1 protein-coding gene is annotated in these 227 nt (G+C 68.3%); it reads right to left on the reverse strand.

From position 1 onward, the window contains the following. On the reverse strand, window positions 1-182 hold a 182-nt coding region (locus tag ADL25_RS20910; RefSeq protein ID WP_059129293.1), incomplete at its 3' end, for a hypothetical protein. Between the last annotated feature and the right edge of the window lie 45 nt (window positions 183-227).

A 227-nucleotide genomic window follows, 5' to 3' on the forward strand; every position in this document is an offset into this window, starting at 1 on the left:
CCTATCTCCGTGCGCAAGGCGACACCTTCAGCCCGATCATGCGCAGACCAGCCCGTGACATCCAAGAGCAGACCGTCCAGCGGGCCCGCGACCAACTCCGCGTACACGCGCCCGTGCCGTGGCCCGGCGTACTCGTAGTCGGCCCCGTAGACCCGGCCCCGCATGAACTCCAGCTCATCCATGCCCCACAGGGTTGCAGCCGCCACCGACAGCCCTGCCGTTACCCA

The organism is Streptomyces sp. NRRL F-5122 (assembly GCF_001507435.1).
GTDB classification, from domain to species: domain Bacteria; phylum Actinomycetota; class Actinomycetes; order Streptomycetales; family Streptomycetaceae; genus Streptomyces; species Streptomyces lannensis.